This window comes from Bradyrhizobium sp. GCM10028915 (assembly GCF_042666195.1).
Classification (GTDB): domain Bacteria; phylum Pseudomonadota; class Alphaproteobacteria; order Rhizobiales; family Xanthobacteraceae; genus Bradyrhizobium; species Bradyrhizobium canariense_D.
The window spans coordinates 1-933 of sequence record NZ_JBHTFN010000034.1; the positions used below are offsets into that span (position 1 = coordinate 1).

The window sequence follows — 933 nt, forward strand, 5'->3', positions numbered from 1 at the left end:
GATCGGCCGTTCCTCATTCAGCCTCGTGAGCAGTTCGCCGATCGCCGCATTGACCTCGGCCAGGCTGTAGAAGGTGCGATGGCGCAGGCGGCCGAGCAGCCAGCACTCGACGATGAGGACGGCCTGCTCGACCTTGGCCTTGTCGCGCGGCTTGCGCGGCCGCGCCGGCAAGATGGCGGTGCCGTAATGCGCCGCCATCTCCGCGTAGGTACGATTGATCTGCGGGTCATACAGGCTCGCCTTAATGACCGCGACCTTGGTGTTGTCGGGCACCACCAGCGCCGGTATGCCGCCGATCGCCGCGAAGGCGCCAACATGGGCGCTGATCCAGTCGGCGAGCCCCTGCGTCCACGTCGCCTGTGCGTAGGTGAAGCTCGATGCGCCGAGCACGGCGACGAAGATCTGCGCCGTTCTGCGCTCACCGGTCAGGCGGTCGACCACCACCGGCACGCCATCGCCGGCATAGTCGACGAACAACTTGTCGCCCGCCGCATGGGCCTGGCGCATCGTCACCGACAGGCGGCCCTCCCAGGCGCGGTAGAGCTCACAGAAGCGCGAGTACCGGTATCCGCCGGGCTCGGTGGCGATATATTCCTCCCACAGGATCGACAGCGTCACGTGCTTGCGTTTGAGCTCGCGCTGCACGGTCGCCCAGTCGGGCTCGGCGATGCGGCGGTGACCCTGACGGTTGCCATTGCCGGTCTTCGCGAACAGGCGAAGTTCCAGAACCGTGTCGGTGACGTCGTCTGGCAACGGCCAGCTCAAGCCCGCGGCCTCGAACCGCCGGAGCGCCAGGCGCACCGTCGAGGGCGCCGCGCCCACCCGTCGTGCAATCTCGCGGCTCGGCAGCCCGGCCGCCTTCATTCTGATCACATCGCGCACACGGCGCATCGCAAGCCTCTCCGTCGGCATCCAGGGTCCCCTTCGCAAAGC

General features: G+C 67.7%; 1 protein-coding gene. It reads right to left on the bottom strand.

Annotation, left to right across the window (positions count from 1 at the left end):
* Positions 1 to 891: IS21 family transposase (gene istA, locus ACFQX9_RS16715; protein WP_377789607.1), on the bottom strand; the 891-nt coding region annotated here is incomplete at its 3' end.
* Between the last annotated feature and the right edge of the window lie 42 nt (positions 892 to 933).